The 16,248-nt window shown below is 65.9% G+C and carries 14 protein-coding genes; 6 read left to right on the forward strand and 8 right to left on the reverse strand.

The genetic code is table 11. From position 1 onward, the window contains the following. The first annotated feature begins 191 nt into the window (after positions 1-191). Together VMJ11_RS15215 and VMJ11_RS15220 are read left to right on the forward strand one after the other, a co-directional pair. On the forward strand, positions 192-608 hold the full coding sequence (locus VMJ11_RS15215; protein ID WP_325620219.1) for a MarR family winged helix-turn-helix transcriptional regulator: 417 nt from the start codon (positions 192-194) through the stop codon (positions 606-608). A gap of 75 nt (positions 609-683) precedes the next feature. After that, positions 684-836 (forward strand): hypothetical protein, encoded by a 153-nt coding sequence (locus VMJ11_RS15220; RefSeq protein WP_325620220.1) that lies wholly within the window; start codon positions 684-686, stop codon positions 834-836. A gap of 51 nt (positions 837-887) precedes the next feature. Here the strand turns inward: VMJ11_RS15220 and zwf are convergent, their stop codons facing one another. Both zwf and VMJ11_RS15230 read right to left on the reverse strand, forming a co-directional pair. Beyond that, positions 888-2,363, reverse strand: coding sequence for a glucose-6-phosphate dehydrogenase (zwf, locus tag VMJ11_RS15225; RefSeq protein WP_325620221.1), 1,476 nt, complete (start codon positions 2,361-2,363; stop codon positions 888-890). A 351-nt stretch (positions 2,364-2,714) separates the two neighbouring features. Continuing rightward, the gene (locus VMJ11_RS15230; RefSeq protein WP_325620222.1) at positions 2,715-4,040 is read right to left on the reverse strand and encodes an Nramp family divalent metal transporter; all 1,326 of its coding nucleotides are present in this window, start codon (positions 4,038-4,040) and stop codon (positions 2,715-2,717) included. Positions 4,041-4,267: 227 nt separating this feature from the next. Here VMJ11_RS15230 and VMJ11_RS15235 point away from each other — a divergent pair, with 227 nt between their 5' ends. The 3 genes from VMJ11_RS15235 to VMJ11_RS15245 all read left to right on the forward strand — a co-directional run bounded on the left by VMJ11_RS15235 (position 4,268) and on the right by VMJ11_RS15245 (position 7,621). Further along, the gene (locus tag VMJ11_RS15235) at positions 4,268-5,254 is read left to right on the forward strand and encodes a YncE family protein (RefSeq protein ID WP_414694398.1); all 987 of its coding nucleotides are present in this window, start codon (positions 4,268-4,270) and stop codon (positions 5,252-5,254) included. A gap of 58 nt (positions 5,255-5,312) precedes the next feature. Then, the gene (locus VMJ11_RS15240) at positions 5,313-6,320 is read left to right on the forward strand and encodes a sterol desaturase family protein (protein ID WP_325620223.1); all 1,008 of its coding nucleotides are present in this window, start codon (positions 5,313-5,315) and stop codon (positions 6,318-6,320) included. Between the two features lie 179 nt (positions 6,321-6,499). Next, positions 6,500-7,621, forward strand: a complete 1,122-nt coding sequence (locus VMJ11_RS15245; protein ID WP_325620224.1) for a 3-deoxy-7-phosphoheptulonate synthase — start codon at positions 6,500-6,502, stop codon at positions 7,619-7,621. Between the two features lie 93 nt (positions 7,622-7,714). Here VMJ11_RS15245 and VMJ11_RS15250 read toward each other — a convergent pair whose 3' ends face one another. From VMJ11_RS15250 to dbpA, 6 genes are all read right to left on the reverse strand, one after another. Next, on the reverse strand, positions 7,715-8,350 hold the full coding sequence (locus VMJ11_RS15250; RefSeq protein WP_325620225.1) for a DUF2894 domain-containing protein: 636 nt from the start codon (positions 8,348-8,350) through the stop codon (positions 7,715-7,717). Continuing rightward, positions 8,343-8,990, reverse strand: coding sequence for an OmpA family protein (locus VMJ11_RS15255; RefSeq protein ID WP_325620226.1), 648 nt, complete (start codon positions 8,988-8,990; stop codon positions 8,343-8,345). Before VMJ11_RS15255 ends, VMJ11_RS15250 begins: the two co-directional genes overlap by 8 nt. After that, positions 8,987-11,344, reverse strand: a complete 2,358-nt coding sequence (locus tag VMJ11_RS15260; protein WP_325620227.1) for a DUF802 domain-containing protein — start codon at positions 11,342-11,344, stop codon at positions 8,987-8,989. The genes VMJ11_RS15255 and VMJ11_RS15260 overlap by 4 nt, the downstream gene beginning before the upstream one ends. Positions 11,345-11,354: 10 nt before the next feature. Beyond that, a complete protein-coding gene (locus VMJ11_RS15265; RefSeq protein WP_325620228.1) occupies positions 11,355-12,110 on the reverse strand; it encodes a DUF3348 domain-containing protein in 756 nt (251 codons plus the stop codon). Between the two features lie 134 nt (positions 12,111-12,244). Beyond that, a complete protein-coding gene (locus VMJ11_RS15270) occupies positions 12,245-12,886 on the reverse strand; it encodes a DsbA family oxidoreductase (RefSeq protein ID WP_325620229.1) in 642 nt (213 codons plus the stop codon). A 122-nt stretch (positions 12,887-13,008) separates the two neighbouring features. Further along, entirely contained in the window at positions 13,009-14,415 is a 1,407-nt protein-coding gene (gene dbpA / locus VMJ11_RS15275; protein WP_325620230.1) for an ATP-dependent RNA helicase DbpA, read from the reverse strand. A 601-nt stretch (positions 14,416-15,016) separates the two neighbouring features. Here dbpA and VMJ11_RS15280 point away from each other — a divergent pair. Continuing rightward, positions 15,017-16,171, forward strand: coding sequence for a porin (locus VMJ11_RS15280; RefSeq protein WP_325620231.1), 1,155 nt, complete (start codon positions 15,017-15,019; stop codon positions 16,169-16,171). The last annotated feature ends 77 nt before the right edge of the window (positions 16,172-16,248 follow it).

A 16,248-nucleotide genomic window follows, 5' to 3' on the forward strand; every position in this document is an offset into this window, starting at 1 on the left:
CCGTGAATATGATGAACGACGGTAAGACGATGACGATCCCTTCGCATCATAACGGATGCGGCACGAATTCGTCCGGTCGTTCGATTTCGGTGATAAGGGGTGCATAGGAGAACTTTGAAAAGCGGCTTACGATGCGCGCGCCATACCCGCAGATCGTTGCATAGCTAACGATATCGGGTTATCCTCTCGCCATGTTCGATCATTGCCTTTACTTCAACACGACGGCGCTCGCGCGGCGTCTGGAGCGCGAATGGGCAGAAGCCTTCGAGCGCTTCGAGCTCACGCCGCCGCAGGGCTTCATGCTGCGCGCGGTGCTGGAGCGGCCAGGCTCGCTGCAACGCGAACTGGCGGACCTGCTCGCCATCGCGCGGCCCACGGCCACGCGTGTGCTCGACGGTCTCGAGGCGCGTGGCTATGTTGAGCGCCAGCGAACCGAAGACGACGGGCGCGAAGTGGCGATCGTGCCCACGGCGCAGGCCATCGCGATTCGCGAGGCCCTCACCGCCGCGAGTGCGACGGTTGCGAGCCGCATGAAGCGAACGCTGGGCGGCGAGGCATTCGTCGATACGGTTTCGCGTCTGCGCGCGGCGCGCGCCACGTTGGGCTGATACAGCAGGGCGAAATTAGCAGGGCGAGATTTCGTCCCGCGTGCGCAAAGGCATTAAACAGTTTGGGGTTTCATCATGCGGCGCATCGGCGCTTTTTGTATTTCGACGTGGCTTGCGGCCGCTGTTCTTTTTATCGGGCGTCATTCCGTGCCGTTGATGGCGCTGAGCGGCGTGATCGTGTTCGCGGGGTTCGACCTCTTTCGTCCCAGTCCTGGCGACCAGCAATAGGGAAAGCCGGGTGAAAGCGCCGCGCGCGGAGCGCGGCGCTGACGTTTCAGATCACGCCTCTTCGGCCCACGAAAGGTTCTCGCGCGCGAGCAGCGCCGAGGATGCCGCCGGTCCGAACGTGCCCGACGTATAAGTGCGCGGGCGGTCGTTCAGTTCCTTCCAGCCATTGAGAATCGGCTCGACCCATTTCCATGCGGCTTCGAGTTCGTCGCGGCGCATGAAGTGCGTGAGGCGTCCGCGAATCACGTCGATCAGCAGGCGCTCGTACGCCTCCGCGCGGCGCTCGGGAATGGCCTGCTGGAGGTCCAGATTCAGGTTCACGGGCAGCATGTTCATGCCGCTGCCCGGTTCCTTCGCGAGCATCTGTAACTGGATCGATTCTTCGGGTTGAAGCTGGATCACGAGACGGTTGCCGTAATTGCGCGGGCCGCTCGGGAAGATCGAGAACGGCAGGTCGGCGAATTCGATCACGATCTCCGACTGGCGCTTCTGCAACCGCTTGCCGGTGCGAAGGAAGAACGGCACGTTGGCCCAGCGCCAGTTGTTGATGTGCGCGCGCAGCGCCACGAAGGTTTCCGCCTTGCTGTCGGGCGGCACGTTGTCTTCTTCGAGGTAGCCCTTCACCGGCTGGCCGTCCACGGCGCCTGCGGCGTACTGGCCGCGCACGGTGTCGCGCGCGATGTCGGCGAGCGACATTGGGCGCAGCGAGCGCAGCACCTTGAGCTTCTCGTCGCGCACGGCGTCCGGGTCGAGCGAGAGGGGCGGCTCCATGGCCACGATGCACAGCAGTTGCAGCAGGTGGTTCTGCACCATGTCGCGCAGTGCGCCCGTGTGATCGTAGAAGCCCGCGCGGCTGCCCACGCCCACCGTTTCCGCCACGGTGATCTGCACGCTGCGAATGTACGGCGCCTGCCACAGCGGCCCGAAGATCGGGTTGCCGAAGCGCAGCACCATCAGGTTCTGCACCGTTTCCTTGCCCAGATAGTGGTCGATCCGGTAGATCTGCGATTCGGCGAAATGCTTGCCCACCAACTCGTTGATCTCCTGCGCCGAGGCGAGATCGTGGCCGAGCGGCTTCTCCAGCACGACGCGCGAACTGCTGTCGAGGAGACCGCCTGCCGAGAGGTTGTCGCAAATCGTCGTGAACAGTTCGGGCGACGTGGAGAGATAGAACACGCGCAGCGCATGCTCGCGCGACGCCGCCTTCAGGTGCGCGTAAGAGGCGGGATCGTTCACGTCGATGATCACGTACTGGAACAGGTTCAGATAGCGGTCCCATGCTTGCGCATCGAAAGCTTTCGCGTCGATGAACGGGCGCGACTGCTCTTCCATGAACTTGCGATAGTCGTCGATCGACCAGTTCTTGCGGCCCACGGCGATGATGCGCGTTTCGGGCGGCAGGTTGCCGTGCAGATGCGCCATGTAGAGCGCCGGCAGCAGTTTGCGCGCGGCCAGGTCGCCTCCGCCGCCGAAAATGATCATGTCGACGGGCTGTTCGGGCACGGCTTGGGCAGGCTGATTCGTCATGGCAGGTCGGAGGTGGCGCGCGCTCGGGTAATGCTTTCAGGCATGACCGCGGCGCGCGGTTGTAAAACCCGCACCCGCTGCGAGAGCGGGCACGGCGAAACGCTAATGGTGCATGGTTTCGCGCGAGTTTGCACGCATAGCGCAAACGGCCCGCCGCGCGAGACTCTACTTCGATAAACCGACCGGCCGTTCACTCCGGCGGTTCGTCTCGGTTGTGGAACCCGGTCGTTCACCCCGGCCGTTCAACCCTGGTCGTTCAACCCGGTAGTTTCACCACGATCGTTCGCCCCAGCCGTTCGCCATGCATGGATTCGGCGTTCTTCCGGCATTCGACTGACCTTCACCCGCGATTCACCCGAGCCCAGGCAGCGCCACGCCAAAGGTTTCCAGCACCAGCGCGGCATTGAGCGCGAGCACGATTGCCGCGCCCGCGACGGCCCCCGCAGCCGTCAGCACGCGGTTACGATGCGGCCCCATGACGTCGCGACGGCACGTGAACCACACGAGCGCGGCCATCGGAAACGGCAGCGCGAGGCTCAGCACGACCTGGCTCACGACGAGCGCCTGGGTGGCGTTCACGCCGAGCGCCACCACGACGAAGCTCGGCACCATCGTCACGGCGCGGCGCAGCCACAGCGGAATGCGAAAGTTCACGAAGCCCTGCATGATCATCTGGCCGGCGAGCGTGCCGACCACCGAGCTCGAAATGCCCGAGACGATCAGCGAGACGAGAAAGATGCCGGCCGCGGCCGCGCCCAAGAGCGGCGCGAGCGTGCGGTAGGCGGTCTCGATCTCGGCGACGTCCGCATAGCCCAGGTGGAATGCGCCCGAGGCCATCACCACCATCGCCATGTTGATGAGCCCCGCGATGGAAAGCGCGACCACGACCTCGACGTTGGAAAACCTCACGAGGCGCGCGCGCTCGGTGTCGTTGCGCGCGAGCACGCGCGCCTGGGTGAGCCCCGAATGCAGGAAGAGCGTGTGCGGCATGACCGTCGCGCCGATGATGCCCACCGCGATCATCACGGCTTGCGCGTCGGGCAGGCGCGGCGTGGCGAGGTGGCGCAGCAGGCTCGGCCATTCGATTGGCGTGATGAAGAGCTCCAGCAGATAACACACGCCGATCACGCCCACGAGCGCCCCGATCACGAGTTCGAGCGGCCGGAAGCCTGCGCGTTCGAGGAACAGCAGCGCATAGGTCACGACGGCCGTCACGGCCATGCCCACGAGGAGCGGCAGATGCAGCAGCAGCGAGAGACCGATCGCGCCGCCGAGGAATTCGGCCAGATCGGTTGCCATGGCCGCGATTTCGCTCACGGCCCACATGAGCCACACGAGCGGCGCGGGCAGGCTGTCGCGGCACAGCTCGGCCAGATTGCGCCCCGTGGCGATGCCGAGCTTCGCGGAAAGGCCCTGGAACAGCATGGCGATCACGTTGGCGAGCACCACGACCCACAGCAGCGCATAGCCGTAACGCGCGCCGGCCTGGATGTTGGTCGCGAAGTTGCCGGGGTCGATGTACGCGACCGAGACGACCACTGCGGGACCGGCGAGCGGCAGCAGAAGGGCGACGCCACGGCGGCGTCCTTCGAGTGCCTCGCGCACTGCGGCGGCCGTGCTGCGCGTGAGGCCGTCGGTCGTGCCTTCGATGCTGTCTTCGCGGGTGCGGCGATCCATGCAACTTCTCGCGCGAGATGGGGTCTGTACGCACAGCCTTTTTTCATGACGCACGCAACTGAGCCTGCATATGCGTCATCGAAATCGTGCGCTCGAGCGTTAAGCAGGCAATCCGCGCGCCTGCCTTGCGCTGCTATCTCAGCACAAACCGGCACAGCGCGCTTTCGCTGCCCATTCTTCCTTACGAAATGCCTCACTTTCCAATCTATTCGATTACGCCGGGTCGCATGAAAACAACGCTAGCAGCCGCATTGCTGATGGGCGGTCTCGCATGGGGCGCATTCGCCCACGCCGACGACAAGGTCATCGTGCTCGACTCGGGCGAGGCGAAGCTCTCGCTCATCGACGAGGCGAGCCGCACCGTGGTCGGCACCGAGCCCACCGGCAAGGAACCGCATCACCTGATGATCACGCCCGACGGCAAGTCGCTCATCGTGGCCGACTCGGTCTCGAACGACCTGATGTTTCTCGATCCGCACACGGGCAAGGTCCAGCGCCGCGTGGAAGATATCGAAGATCCTTACCAGCTCGGCTTCTCGCCCGACCACAAGTGGTTCGTGACGGCAGGCCTGCGCCTCGACCGCGTGGACATCTACCGCTACAACGGCCAGGACGTGACGCTCGCGAAGCGCATCCCGCTTGCGAAGACGCCGAGCCACATCACGTTCGCCTCGGACAACAAGACCGCATTCGTCACGCTGCAGGACACGGGCGAAGTCGCGGCGATCGACCTGCCGACGCAAACGGTGCTGTGGAAGCTGCACGTGGGCAACACGCCCGCGGGCCTGTGGATGACGCCCGGCGACAAATACCTGCTCGTCGGCATGACGGGCGAGGACAATGTGGCCGTGGTGGACTGGCACAACCGCACGCTCGTGAAAAAGATCCAGACCGGCCGCGGTGCGCACAACTTCCGCAATCTCGACGACGGCAAGCACGTGGTCGTGTCGAATCGTGTGGAAAGCACGATCAGCATCATCGACTACACGACGCTCACGAAGGTCGGCGACATCACGGGCCTGCGTCCCGGCCCCGACGACATGGAGCTTTCGGCCGACAAGCGCTACCTCTGGGTCACGTTCCGCTTTGCGAAGCACGTGGGGATCATCGACCTCAACACGCGCCAGTTGATCGACACGATCGCGGTGGGCCGCTCGCCGCACGGCATTTACTTCGCGAATAGCGCGCCCGTTTATGCGCCGAATCCGGATTGATGGCGCTTCATGACTCACATCCTCGATATGAAAACCGCGACGAATACCCGGAGTCTCGATGATTGATACGCTGATTTCGCAGGCCGACAACCTCGTTTCGTGGCTGCAGACGCTCGTTTATGTAGACGTCGTTCAGCCCATCTTCTACAAGGTCGGCTTGATGGGCTACGACGAGGACACCTACGACGCGCTCTACTGGGTGATCGTGGGTGTGCTGGAGATCGTCGTGATGTACGCGATCCTTCGCCCGCTCGAAGCGCTTCGCCCGCTGGAGAGCTGGGGCGACCGCAAGGCGCTGCGCGCCGACGTCTGGTACACGTGGATCGCGAAGCTCGGCATCATCAACATCGCGTTCTTCTTCCTGCTCACGCCATTGTTCAATCACTGGCAGAGCCTGATGGCGATCTACAACGTGCCGAACATCGACGTGGACAGCCTCTGGCCCGGCGTGACCGACCGGCCGCTCGTCTCGTTCCTGATCTACCTGGTCGTGCTCGATTTCGCGGGCTACTGGTATCACCGCTGGCAGCACCGCTTCGGCGTGTGGTGGGAACTGCACGCCGTGCACCACAGCCAGCAGCAGATGTCGCTCTGGTGCGACGATCGCAATCATTTCCTCGACGACATCATCCAGGCCGCGTTCTTCGCGGGCATTTCGCTGTTCATCGGCGTGCAGCCCTCGCAGTTCGTCGTGCTCGTGGCCGTGAGCAACTTCATGCAGAGCGTGCAGCATGTGAACGCACGCCTCGAACTCGGGTGGCTCCTCGAGCGCATCGTGGTGAGCCCGGCGTTCCATCGCCGTCATCATGCGGTCGGCTATGGCCACGAAGGCACGCGCTACGGCTGCAACTTCGGCGTGCTGTTTCCGTGGTGGGACATGATGTTCCGCACGGCGTCGTGGAACAAGGCGCACGAGCCCACCGGCATTCGCGACCAGCTGCCCGCGCCGCACGGCAACGGCGTGAGCTATGGCGAAGGCCTGCTGGCACAGCAGTGGCTCGCGCTCGTGCGCATCGCGCGCCGGCTTGCGGGCAAGGGCTACCCGATGGGCGGCACGGCGCGCTGATCGGCTTACCCCGCGCGTATTCGCGGGCGATTCTCTGGCGAGGCGGCTTTCGGGCCGCCTCGTTTCGTTTGGGCGTGCGGCTGCGTGGCACACGTCTCGCCCAGGCGCCGCCCGGCGCGCCGGATGCGATAATCGCCCATTCCCCCCCGCATGCATGTCGTGCGCATTTGGAGAGCATCTTGAGCCGTATCGACAATCCGCAGCACGATCAGGAAGTCGGCGTCGCCGACGCCACCCAGGACACGACCCGCATCGACGACGTGCGCATCGGCGCCGTGCGTCCGCTCATCTCGCCCGCGCTGCTGCTAGACGAGCTGCCGGTGCCGCAGGGCACGCAGACGCTCGTCGAAACGAGCCGCGCCCAGATCGCCGAGGTGCTCGCGCATCGCGACGACCGCCTCGTGGTGGTGGTGGGCCCATGCTCGATCCACGACCACGACCAGGCCATCGAATACGCGAAGCTGCTCAAGGCGAAAGCGGACGCGCTCAAGGACGACCTCTTCATCGTCATGCGCGTGTACTTCGAGAAGCCGCGCACGACGGTGGGCTGGAAGGGCTATATCAACGACCCGCGTCTGGATGGCAGCTTCCGCATCAACGAGGGCCTGCGTGCGGCGCGCCAACTGCTGCTCGACATCAACGCGCTCGGCCTGCCGACGGGCACCGAGTTCCTCGACCTGCTGAGCCCGCAGTACATCGCCGACCTCGTGGCATGGGGCGCGATCGGCGCGCGCACGACCGAGAGCCAGAGCCATCGTCAGCTGGCATCGGGACTGTCGTGCCCGATTGGCTTCAAGAACGGCACCGACGGCGGCGTGCAGATAGCCGCCGACGCCATCGTCGCGGCGAGTGCGAGCCACGCGTTCATGGGCATGACGAAGATGGGCATGGCCGCGATCTTCGAAACGCGCGGCAACGACGACTGCCACGTGATCCTGCGCGGCGGCAAGAGCGGGCCGAACTACGACGCCAATTCGGTGGCAGCGTGCTGCGCGGCGCTCGCGAAGGCGGGGTTGCGGGAGCAGGTCATGATCGACTGCTCGCATGCGAACTCGAACAAGGCGCACCAGCGCCAGATCGACGTGGCGCGCGATATCGGCGAGCAGCTGGCGGGCGGGGAGAAGCGCATTGTCGGCGTGATGATCGAAAGCCATCTCGAAGAGGGACGCCAGGACCTGAAGCCCGGCGTGCCGCTCAAGCGCGGCGTATCCGTTACCGATGCGTGCATCAGCTGGGCGCAGACGGCGCCCGTGCTCGACGGGCTGGCCGAAGCCGTGCGGGCGCGACGGAAGGCGGCATAAGGCTGCCTAAGCTTGCATGAGGCCGTGCGAGGCGGGGTGAGGGCGGCCCGGTGCAGGGCCAGACTTTGCGGCCCGCGTGGCCGCGTATCGTGGCTAGCGCGCCTTGCCGCGCGCTCCCTTCTTGACCCCGGCCGCACGCGGCGCTTCCTTTGCGGGCGCCGTGGCCCCGACGCTCGCATTGAGCTGCTCCAGCCACGAAAGCGCGTCGGCGTACGCGAGGAATTGCTGGAGATAGCCCGGCGAGACTTCGCGCATGAGCGAGAGCGCACGGTGCACGAGGCTGCTCGAATTGAGCGGCCCGGCGTTCTTCGGCACCTGGTTCAGCGATTGACGCAATTGCTTTTCGGTGCGCACGCGCGACCACGTCTTCCTGAAATACGCCACCAGCTCCGGGTCCGGCTCGTGCCTGGCTGCGGATGCGGGATGCGCGGTGTCCGGGCGCGCGAGCGAATCGACGAGGCTGCCCAGTGCGCCGCGATGCGTTTGGTCGCCGAGCGCGTAGGCCGTATTCGATGCCTCGCGTGCGAGGTCGTCGGCAAACGCGTTCAGCAGTTGCGCGAGGCGCGCGTCGATGAGCCGCCGCGCCTCGCCCGCGTGTGCGGCGGCGCGCTGCTCCAGCGCCTCGATGAAATGAAAGCGCACCGGATCGAGCCGGTCGGCGCCGCGCGCGCGCCAGGCTTCGATGAGCGCGCGCGCTTCGGCCGCGGCGTGCTGGCCGCGATCAGTCACGATGCGCGCCCTCGCCTACGGTGGGGCGCGGCACCGGAGCGATCTCCACGCGCCGGTTCTTCGCGCGGCCGGCCTCGTCGGTGTTCGCGCTCACCGGCTGCTCGGAGCCGAATGCGGCCGCGAATACCGACGAAGCCGGAACGCCTTGCTCGATGAACGCGCGCGTGACCGTCAGCGCGCGCTCGGCCGAAAGCTCCCAGTTGTCGGCGAAGCGGCGGTTGCCCGCGTGCACCTGCTGGTCGTCGGCGAAACCGCTCACCATCAGGATCTCGTCGCGGCTTTGCAGATACGCGGTGAGCGGCCCGGCGAGGGTCTTGAGCAGATCGCGGCCCTGCGGCGTCAACTGGTCGGAGTTCAGCGCGAACAGCACACTGCCGCTAATGCCGATGCGCCCGTTCACGAGCGTCACGCGCCCCGTCGCGAGCGGGCCTGCGAGCGCCTGTTCGAGCGTCTTGCGGCGCTGCGTTTCGGCTTCGCGTTGCTTGACCTCGTTCGCGAGACGGCTCGACAGTTCGAGCTGCATGCCGACCACGCCCACGAGAATCAGCAGGAACGCGCCCAGCAGCACCGACATCAGGTCGGCGAACGCGGGCCAGACTGGTGCGGCGGGGGCCGCGCCGCCGTCGATTTCGTCGTTCATGCCGCGTCGACTCCGGCGGAGGCACGCTGGCTGGCGAGCTGCTGCAGGTTCTCGACGATCTGCTTCTGCGACAGCATGCTCAGGTCGATCACCTCACGCGCCTGCGCCACGTAGTAGGCGAGCTGGTCGTCGCTGCGCGCGAGCGACTTGTCGAGCGCGGCTTCGATGCGCTCCAGATGCGCCACGAGCTTGTCGTTAGACTCGCCGAACACGCGCACGGCCGCGCCGAACGCATCGCCGAGGCTGGCCACTTCCACGGCGCTGCCCGTCACCTGGGCCGCGATCGCGCCGAGCCTGCCGGTTGCGGTTTCCACCTTGTCGGTGAACTGGCCGCCCACGCGTTCGAGCAGGTCCGCCGAGGTCGACACGAGCGCGTCGATCGCCGAGCGCTGCTCAGTGGAGGCGCGGTTCACGGCGTCGAGCAGGGTTTCGAGCGTGGCGAGCAGGCGGTTGCGCTCGTCGAGCATGGCGGTGTCGCGGACCATGCTGTCCGAGAGCTTCTGGCGCAGCTCGGCGATGACTTCGGCGGCGGCCTGCGGGGCCAGGGACGCGGCCTGCAAGAGGCGCCCGATTTCAGCGATGGTGGCGGCGGCGTGAGCTTGCGACTGCGTGGTAATTTCGCTGGCGGTCTGGGAGAGCGTTTCGCAGATTTCCTGCTGACGTTGCGCGGTTGCGGCGCTCGTTTCTTCCCATTGCTTGCGCAGGGCAGTGGCCATTGTGGCGAGCGATGCGGTCCAGGTTTCGAGGCGCTGTTCGTCGCGTGCGGCGATTTCCGCGTGCAGGTTTGCTGCGGCCTTCGGCGCTTCCGAAGCGGCTGCAACGAGGCGATCGATTTCAGCGATCGTCTTGCTTGCATGCTGCTGCGAATGCGCGGCGATATCGTTCGCGGTCTGGGCGAGCGTCGCGCAGATTTCCTGCTGACGCCGCGCGCTCGCGGCGTTCGTTGCTTCCCACTCCGTGCGCAGCGCAGCCGCCATCGTCGCAAGGGCTTCGGCCCAGCTTGCGAGGCGCGCTTCGTCGCGTGCGCCCAGTTCCGTCTGCAAGTCCGCATGCGACTGGTCCACCGCGCGCAGCAGCGCTGCCGAATGCTGCTCGAACGCGCCCGCTGCCGTGGCGAGCGCCTGCTGGTTGTCGGCCGCGAGCTTTTCGCCGGTGCGTTCCTGTTGCGCGAGCGCCGCTTGCCAGGCTTGCGACATCGTTCCCGAGGCCGCCTCCAGGCGCGCCGACACTCCATCGAGCAATCCCGCCGACCGTTGCTCGAAGCTCGTGTTCAAGCGCTCCAGTGCACCGCTCAGGTTCGCGGTGAGTGCCTCGTTCGTTTGCTGGTGCTGCGCGAGCGCGCGGTTCCAGATTTCGGCCACGTTGGCGGTCGAGGTCTCGAAGCCTCTCGTGAGACCGTCGAGTTGCTGCTGTACTGCCTGCGTGAGCGCGCCTTGCATCGAAGCCGATTCGCGCGCGAGGCCCGCCATGGTCGTCTCCACGACCGGCTGCAGCGCCGCGCCCGCGGCGCGCGCGCTTTCGGCTGCGCTGTCGCGCAACGACTGGCCGACGGAGGCCGCAAGACGGCTCCACGCAGCCTCGGCGTTCGCGGCGAAGGCTTGCTGGCTCGCGATCTGTTGTTCGTGCTGCGCGACGCCCTGACGCTCGATCAGCGTCATCAGCGCTCCGAGCTTGTCGACGAGGGCGGGCATGGCCTCGGCCTGGCGCTGCAGCAGCTTGAACGATTCGTCGCGCTGATGCGCCGGCGAAAAGCCACGCAGCGTCGTCGCGATCTTCACGTCGAGTTGCTGCGCCGCTGCGATGCGATCGCGGCGGCAGAGCGCGGAGAGCAGCCCGAGCATCGCCGAGGTGGCAACGCCCGCGATCGACGTGCCGAACGCGAAGCCGAGGCCGTTCACGGGCGCGGCGAGCGAGGCGCGGATCGCGTCGAGATTGGCGGCGCTTTCCAGCGCGGCGCCGGTGCCCTTGAGCGTCACGACCATGCCGAGCAGCGTGCCGAGCATGCCGAGCAGCACCAGCAGACCGGTGAGATACGGCGTGAGCGCCGGGCCGGGCAAGGCCACGCGCTCGCCTTCAATGCGCGCGCGCACGGGATTGCGCAGCCCGGGCTGCAGCGTTTCGAGCCAGCCGGCGAGACGCGCGGGCGGCGCGTTGAGTTGCGCTACAGCCTGAGCGAGCGTGGCGGTGGCCTCGCGGAAGCGGTAGAGCTCCCAGGCGCCCGTCACGTAGCACGCGCCGATTAGCACCGTAACGGCGAGCGCGAGCGGATTCGAGCCCAGATAGCCGGCGGCGATCCAGCAAACGGCGGCGAGACCCACGACGAAAACAACAGGTTCAATGCGAAATCGGGACATAGCGTTTGGGTTAGCTGGTGCGAAGCGCTGCGAGCAGCCCTTCCACCGGTTGGAACCGGATCTCAAGTTCGGCGAGCAACACGCTCTGCATATCCTTGCGAAAGTCCGCGAGCCACGCTCGCGGCGCGCAAGGGGCGGCGCTTTCGGCGGCGGCTTCGCTGGCTTCGGCCGTGGCCGTAGCCACGGCCGCCGCGCGCAGACGCTCGAAATGCGCGCCGAGCAGTGCGGGCACGCTGGCGAGCAGGTTCCGCTCGCGCGCGCCGAGCGCCTGCTCCATCACGGCATCCACCGTTGCGAGGCGCGCGTGTGCGGGCGTGCGGACGGCGAGTGTCGCGCGCAGACGCGTGCGCAGCGTGCCGATATCCGTCTCCATCGCCTGCTGCAGCGCGAGGTAGCGTTGGCGGAAATCCGCGAAATCGGGTTCCACATCGGCCTGCGCTTGCGCGGCGGCGGCCGGCGTGCGGCGTCCATCGCGCCGCGCGGATGCACCGTCGCCGACAATCGCCTTCGTGAGCGCCACGCGTACGCGCTCGCTCTGGGTTTGCTCGGCGCTCGCGCCCACGCGCGCGGCAGCGGCGCGAGCCGACGCCGCCTGCGCGTTATTGCTCAGCGCCGTCGAGAGCGCGATGGCGTCCGTCCAGCCGAGCCATTGGCTCAGGTGGTCCGAGATCGATTGCCGGGATTCGGGCACCTCGGCGTTGCCGAGGCCGGCGAGCAAGCGAACGAGCGTCGGGCCGCTCAACGCCAGGCGTTGCGGGGCTAGCACTTTTTCACCTTGGGCAAAAAACCCGCTAGTTTACACGTCCGCGAGCGGGCGGCCGGCATCTGCGGTCTGCGCGTCGCCGCGAGGGGCAATTCAGCGGCCGTCATCGGGGGCGATTCGGGCCTTCGCGCCGGGCCTCAACCTTCGGCCAGGATCTGCTGTATCGCGCGCTCGAAGGTCTCGACGGGCTGGCCGCCGTTCACCAGATAGCGCTCGTTGAAGATGATCGCCGGCACCGACTGGATGCCCGCTGCCTGGTATTCGCGCTCTTCGGCGCGTACCTCGTCGGCGTACTGGCCGCTTTCCAGGACTTCGCGCGCCCGCGCCGCGTCGAGCCCCACGGACTGCGCCGCCGCGACGAGCATTGCGTGGTCGCTCGTGTCCTTGCCATCGCCGTGATAGGCCCGCAGCAGCGCGAGCTTGAGCGGCAGCTGCTTGCCTTCGATGCCGGCCCAGTGCAGCAGCCGATGGGCGTCGAAGGTGTTGTAGACGCGCTCGCGCACGCCGAACGTAAAGCCGACGCTCGCGCCGCGCTCGCGAATCATGGCCTGGGTTTCGGCGATCTGCTCGGGCGTGCGCCCGTACTTGTTGCCGAGATACTCGACCACGGACTCGCCGCCGGGGCCCATCTGCGGATTGAGCTCGAAGGGATGCACGACGATCTGCGCTTCGACGGTGTCGCGCAGACGTTCGAGCGCGAGATTCAGCGAAGAGAGGCCGATCGCGCACCACGGGCACGCAATATCGGAGACGAAATCGATTCTGAGCGGTTGTTTCATGGCTTTCCTGTACGGTTGAGCGGCGGCGTAACGCTTCGAGAGTGCGCAAGCCGCGTGCGCGCCTCGTCGTTTGCGAGTCGCGCCTGGTTGCGCCGCTTTGTCGTTCGGCGTGTTCGTTCCGCCTATTCGTCCATCAGGCGGGCCTTGACCTTCTTGCCCTTGACCTTGCCCGCGTTGAGCTTGCGCAGCGCGTCGCGCGCGACGCTGCGCTCCACCGCCACGTAGGTCGAGAAGTCGGTCACGTTGATCTTGCCGATCTGCGCGCCGTTGAAGCCCGCTTCGCCGGTGAGCGCGCCCAGCACGTCGCCGGGGCGAATCTTTTCCTTGCGACCGCCGAGAATCTGCACCGTTTCCATCGGCGGCAGCAGGGGCTCGTTGCTGGCGGGCTTCAGTTCCGCGAGCGGGCGCCATTCCACTTCGCGCTTGAGCGCCGCTTCGATGCCGCCCACGCGGCCCATCTCGTCCATGCTCGCGAGACTGAGCGCCCAGCCGTCCTGGTCGGCGCGGCCCGTGCGGCCGATGCGGTGCACGTACACCTCGGGGTCGGGCGTGACGTCCACGTTGATCACGGCTTCGAGTTGCGCGATGTCGAGGCCGCGCGCGGCTACGTCGGTTGCGACCAGCACCGAGCAACTGCGGTTGGCGAACTGGATCAGCACCTGGTCGCGTTCGCGCTGGTCGAGCTCGCCATGCAGCGCGAGCGCGTGAAAGCCCTGCGCGCGCAGCACGTCGAGCAGGTCGCGGCATTGCTGCTTCGTGTTGCAGAACGCGAGCGTGCTCACGGGCCGATAGTGATTGAGCAGCATGCCCACCGCGTGCAGCCGTTCGTTTTCCGTCACTTCGTAGAAGCGCTGGCGGATCTTGCTGTCGTCGTGATGTTCTTCTAGCTTCACTTCCTTCGGATTGCGAAGGAACTGCTGGCTCAGCTTCGCGATGCCTTCCGGGTACGTGGCCGAAAAGAGCAGCGTCTGGCGCTCCTTGGGGCATTGGCGCGCGACGGTGGCGATGTCGTCGAAGAAGCCCATGTCGAGCATGCGGTCGGCCTCGTCGAGCACGAGCGTATTGAGCGCTTCGAGCGTGAGGTTGCCGCGCTCGAGATGGTCCATGATGCGGCCCGGCGTGCCCACCACGATATGCGCGCCGTGTTCGAGGCTCGCCGCCTGCGGGCGCATGGGTGTGCCGCCGCACAGCGTCAGCACCTTGATGTTTTCCTCGGCGCGCGCGAGGCGCCGGATTTCCTGTGCGACCTGGTCGGCCAGCTCGCGCGTGGGGCACAGGATCATGGCCTGCACGTCCTGGCGGCTCGCGTTCAGACGCGAGAGGAGCGCGAGCGAGAACGCGGCGGTCTTGCCGCTGCCGGTCTTGGCCTGGGCGATCAAGTCGTGGCCCGCGAAGGCGATGGGCAGGCTCGCCGCCTGGATCGGCGTCATGTCGACGTAGCCGAGGCGGGTGAGGTTGGCGAGCGTGGCGGGGGCGAGCGGTAGCTCGCTGAAGGGCGTGGCGGGCGTTGCAGTGGATTTGTTTGTCATGAGGGGGCTCGCGCCGGACGGGTGAGGGCGACGCGGCCGTTCGGTAGAAGTGGCGTCGATGCAGGCGCTACGGGAGCGCGCGTTCCGGGATTTTAGCGGATGCGCGCCCCCGCGCCCCATGGCGTGTCACGAGAGGGTATCGAACGATGCCCGTTCAGGCAGGATGGCCGCGCCGGCGATAATCGCGATTTGATGCGCGCATAATCGCCGCGAAAATGAATAATATGGGCGGCGCATTCTGCGCGGCGGGCCGCGTTCGACCGCAGCTGCGGCCCATGAGTTTCATCGAATCGAGAAAAAATAATGCAGGAAATCGTCCGTAATTAATCCACTTTTCACAATAATCGAATTCGCCGCTGATCGGGCCGTCGCGTGATTGCGACAGTGGATTTCGTCAAGGTGCCCGGTGTATTCAAAAAAATCCTTATATAACAGTGAGTTATCAGATTTATCTCGATATTTCCAGATTTCGCAAATATCTGTTCCAGCATCGATCGCCGTGATTTAACGCCTTTGCCACGTAGACTTCCGCCGGGATTGCAGGGGTGGCCCCAATACCCGGAGCCGCTTCAGTGCGATCTGAATGTCATTAAGGAAAGTCATGAAGAATACTTTGATTATCGCGGGCGTCCTCGGCGCATTCGCAGCCTCCGCTCATGCACAAAGCAGCGTTACTCTCTACGGCGCGCTGGATGCGGGTATCGTCTACGCGAACAATGCAGGCGGCCACGCCGCATGGAACCAGGGTAGCGGCACCGTTGGCGACACGTACTTCGGCCTGAAGGGCAGCGAAGACCTGGGCGGCGGTCTGCATGCGATCTTCACGTTGGAAAACGGCTTCAACCTGAACAACGGCAAGGACACCGAGAACGGCACGATGTTCAACCGTCAGGCGTTCGTCGGTCTGCAGAGCGACCGCTTCGGCACGCTGACGCTCGGCCGCCAATACGACTCGATGGTCGACTACCTCGGCCCGCTTTCGGAAACCGGCAGTGGCTACGGCAACAACCTGGCCGCTCACCCGTTCGACAACGACAACCTCGACCATTCGTTCTCGATCAAGAACGCGGTCAAGTACCAGAGCACCAACTACGCCGGCTTCAAGTTCGGCGGCCTGTACGGCTTCAGCAACGACGCCGGCCAGTTCGCGAACAACCGTGCATGGAGCGTTGGCGCATCGTACGGCAACGGCCCGCTGAACTTCGCGGCTGCCTACCTGCAGATGAACAACTCGCTCAACGGCAACAGCAACGGCGCGAACTCGCCGTCGAATGGCAACAACTTCAACCTGTCGGCTCAAACGCAGCGCACGTTCGGTGCAGGCGTGAACTACAACTACGGCCCGGCAACGGTGGGCTTCGTGTGGACGCACACGCAGTACCAAAACCTGATCGCCGGCGGCCAGGGTGGCAACACCTTCACCATCCCGACGGGCACGAACCTGCACCTCGACAACTTCGAGCTGAACGGCGCCTACGCGCTGACGCCGGCTCTTGCCCTGAACGCCTCGTACACGTACACGGACGGCAAGGTCACGGGCTCGAACGGCGGCGGCGATCCGAAGTGGCACACCGTTTCGCTGACGGCTGACTACTCGCTCTCGAAGCGCACCGACGTGTACGCCGGTGCCGTGTACCAGCACGCTTCGGGCGAACTCGGCGACGCCGGCGCGAACGTCGCGATGATCAACACGCTGTCGCCGTCGACCACGCAGAACCAGGTCGCTGCAACGGTGGGCCTGCGTCACCGCTTCTAAGCATCGCTTTCGCTTCCTGCCGAAGCGACGAGGCGTGCGGACCCGATCGGCCGGTCGGGTCTCGCGCTTCACGCGGG

Origin of the sequence: Paraburkholderia sp. (assembly GCF_035501035.1) — a bacterium.
Taxonomy (GTDB): Bacteria; Pseudomonadota; Gammaproteobacteria; order Burkholderiales; family Burkholderiaceae; genus Paraburkholderia.